6 protein-coding genes are annotated in these 2,931 nt (G+C 38.0%); all 6 read right to left on the bottom strand.

The window, feature by feature from the left end; translation table 11 throughout:
- A partial coding sequence (locus Q7J67_08025) for a histidine phosphatase family protein (protein MDO9465226.1) occupies positions 1 to 409 on the bottom strand: 409 nt, incomplete at its 3' end.
- 91 nt (positions 410 to 500) lie between these two features.
- Entirely contained in the window at positions 501 to 815 is a 315-nt protein-coding gene (locus Q7J67_08020) for a type II toxin-antitoxin system PemK/MazF family toxin (protein ID MDO9465225.1), read from the bottom strand.
- A 1-nt stretch (position 816) separates the two neighbouring features.
- Complete coding sequence (locus Q7J67_08015) at positions 817 to 1,098, bottom strand: CopG family transcriptional regulator (protein MDO9465224.1); 282 nt, start codon at positions 1,096 to 1,098, stop codon at positions 817 to 819.
- A gap of 294 nt (positions 1,099 to 1,392) precedes the next feature.
- Positions 1,393 to 1,902, bottom strand: a complete 510-nt coding sequence (locus Q7J67_08010; protein MDO9465223.1) for an OmpA family protein — start codon at positions 1,900 to 1,902, stop codon at positions 1,393 to 1,395.
- The gene (locus Q7J67_08005; GenBank protein MDO9465222.1) at positions 1,886 to 2,614 is read right to left on the bottom strand and encodes a hypothetical protein; all 729 of its coding nucleotides are present in this window, start codon (positions 2,612 to 2,614) and stop codon (positions 1,886 to 1,888) included. Before Q7J67_08005 ends, Q7J67_08010 begins: the two co-directional genes overlap by 17 nt.
- Before the next feature lie 193 nt (positions 2,615 to 2,807).
- Positions 2,808 to 2,931: IS30 family transposase (locus Q7J67_08000; protein ID MDO9465221.1), on the bottom strand; the 124-nt coding region annotated here is incomplete at its 5' end.

Below are 2,931 nucleotides of genomic sequence, written 5' to 3'. Positions count from 1 at the left end.
GTTCATTCATCACCCGGTTATTTGAGTCAACTAAACTTTCTCCTTGAGGAATGACGATTTTTTCATCGTTATTTTCCAACCATAAATTAAATTTATCCCCATATCCATATTTTGATTTAACCTCTTCGAAAGTATAACCTTCCCATTCTCCAAAATTTCTTTCCCTAAAATTAGGATTAATTTTAATATCTATTCCTCGAGCTTTAAATATAATCTCAGCAGTATGACGAGCCCTCTTTAAATCACTGCAATAAACTGCGTCTACTGATACCCCTTCTAAACGTCGGGCTAATCTCTTCGCTTGCCATATTCCTTTTTCTGTTAAATCTACATCCTGAAAACCAGAAAATTTCCTTTGAGCATTACCATTACTTTCTCCATGCCGAATTAAAAGTAATTTTATTGCCATTACTATAAGTGCTCTCCTTTTTTTAGTGTTACAGGGGTCTATGCATAAAAAATAAAAAATATCACCCTCTTTAGTAAAATAGGGACACATCCTATTTTATATCAAGCGCAAACTTTATAGCCTTATTCACCTGATCAATTTTCTCTGAATCAAGATAAGTTATCCTTTCTGTAAGCAACTCTTTTCTTATAGTAATTATCGTATCAAGATTTATTACACACTTTTTGGGTAAACCATCTTCTTTACCGAGATTAACTTCTACAGGGATGTTACGTATTGTGGAAGTAACTTCAGCAACTGTAACAGCATTGCGTACAGAATAAGCCTCATCCCTGGAAAGCAAAACTACCGGCCTTTTGCCTATAGGACTCAGTAAATTTGCCCACCAAATCTCACCTTTATGCATCTTAAAACTCCTTATCTAATGCTTCAAACTGAACTTGTTCAAACTGAGCTATGTAATTTGTTTTCTCTGGAATCCTCTTGTAACCATCAATATATTTTTTTATTTTAAATTGCTCATCTTCTTTTACGAAAAAGAATTTAATTATTTCTTGTACTAATGCACTTCTACTAACACCCTTCTTCTTTTTTTCTTGTTCTATTCTTTCATACTCTTCATGTGGAATAGTAACTGTCAATCTTAATTTTGACATATTTATCTCCCTTGTATTACTATTATCATACATTTATTATACTTTTATTATACTAATACAAAAAACTTTGTCAAATATTTTTTAAAAATACCCTATCTTTTAATTTAATTTATATGTTAGACCAATTTAATAAATAAGAATACATCCTATTTTTTCTATGGTTTAGTTTTCCCTTTTACGAGGTCTTCCTTTAGGACGTCTATCTATAATAATACCTAAAGCCTCAACCATCCGGTTAGGAACTCCTCAAATCCCATAGATTTTCCGCTAAAAGTTACCAAACTGTTGAGCACATACAACGGTCCCCATGACAGTCTAAATGGTACTTTATTCTTTAACCACCAGTTCAACACGCCGATTCTGGGCCTTCCCGGTAGCAGTTGTGTTGGGTGCGACTGGCATGGACTCACCATAGCCTTTTGTAAAAAGGCGAGAGGAAGAAATACCTGCGGAAATTAAATATGACTTAACTGACTCCGCGCGTTGCAGGGAAAGAACCCGATTGTGTTCGGTAGATCCGTCTGAGTCGGTGTGTCCTTCAATAATCAACTGCATGGCCTGTTCAGACTTGAGCATGGCAACGATTTTATCCAGAGTGGGCTTGGATTCTGCCCGAATGATATCTGAATCATAATCAAAGTTGATTCCGTAAAGCCTTACCCTCCCGAATTCTAAAAGCTCACTTGTCATTTGTTCCCGCACTCCGCCTGCCCAATGAGGACAGCCGCCAACATCCTGAGATATTTTTATTCCGTTCCATGTTTGGCCTTGTGAACCTTCCGCTCCTTCATACCACCAAAGACCAAAAAACTTTTCTCCATCAGAGGTGAATACCATGATAGCCGGACCATTTCTGACCTGTTTCCCTCCAGGTAAATTTCATGATACGATCTTCAATGCCCCCGCTTAACAAGCCTTCATCGTATTCATAACATCCGGTAACTGATGTTCCCTCCTGTCGGAGATGAAAGTCATTATAGTTCGTCTCATAGGTCCCGGAAACATCGGCTAATGGTGTCTTGGTCAGTTGTTTTCCGAAGGCACGAAAGTCCATGAGCTCTGTATATTCGCTTGAACCGTGATTATTTTGAATGGTCAGTCGAAGCCACTTTCCGGATTTATCAACCGTTACAGGAAAGCTTTGATTGTCTTCCCGATCAACCAGCGACACGCTTGCTATTTTCGTAAACCCTTCTGTGGGACCATCATCTGAAAGTTCAACAATAATGTCCTTTGCGCCACGCCCCTTTGCGTCTGCATGGCCCGTATCAAACTCCAGGCGCTCAAACATGCTTTTCTCGGCAAGTTCAATCACCAAAACATTGTTCGAAATCTTGCCGCTGGGACAACACCAGCCGGTTTTTGGATTTTCGTCCATAATCCAAACACTGCCCCATGCAGAGCTGTATTCGGGGGGTTTCTCTACAAACAATGCCCCGGAAGAGAAAGAGACCAGCGACTGATCAGTTTCAGCTGCACCAATCTCAAAACCAAATATAAAAAATACACAAACAATCACAAGTGATACCAAAATAAATTTTCTACTCATAATAGAACCTCCTGATATTAAAGTTATATGTTTTTACTATACATTTACAATAATTGCTGATAATAAAAGGTATTATAGGGGGTCATTATAGGGGTCAGATCTTGAAATATAACATATATTTTGTTATATTTCAAGACCTGACCCCCTTTATTTATGTGACCCCCTTTATTTATGACCCCCTTTATTTAAGTTGCTAATGCAACAGTTTACCGAAGACCTCATGTGGCGTTAAAAAACCTAAAGTTTTCCGCGGCCGGTCATTTAGCATATCCTGTGCTTTTTTGATGCTCTTAAGCGGAACTTTTGAAAAATCTGTA

This window comes from bacterium (assembly GCA_030652805.1).
Classification (GTDB): Bacteria; JAHJDO01; JAHJDO01; order JAHJDO01; family JAHJDO01; genus JAHJDO01.
The sequence above is the reverse complement of the archived record's forward strand: the minus strand, read 5'-3'. Positions and strand labels throughout refer to the sequence as shown.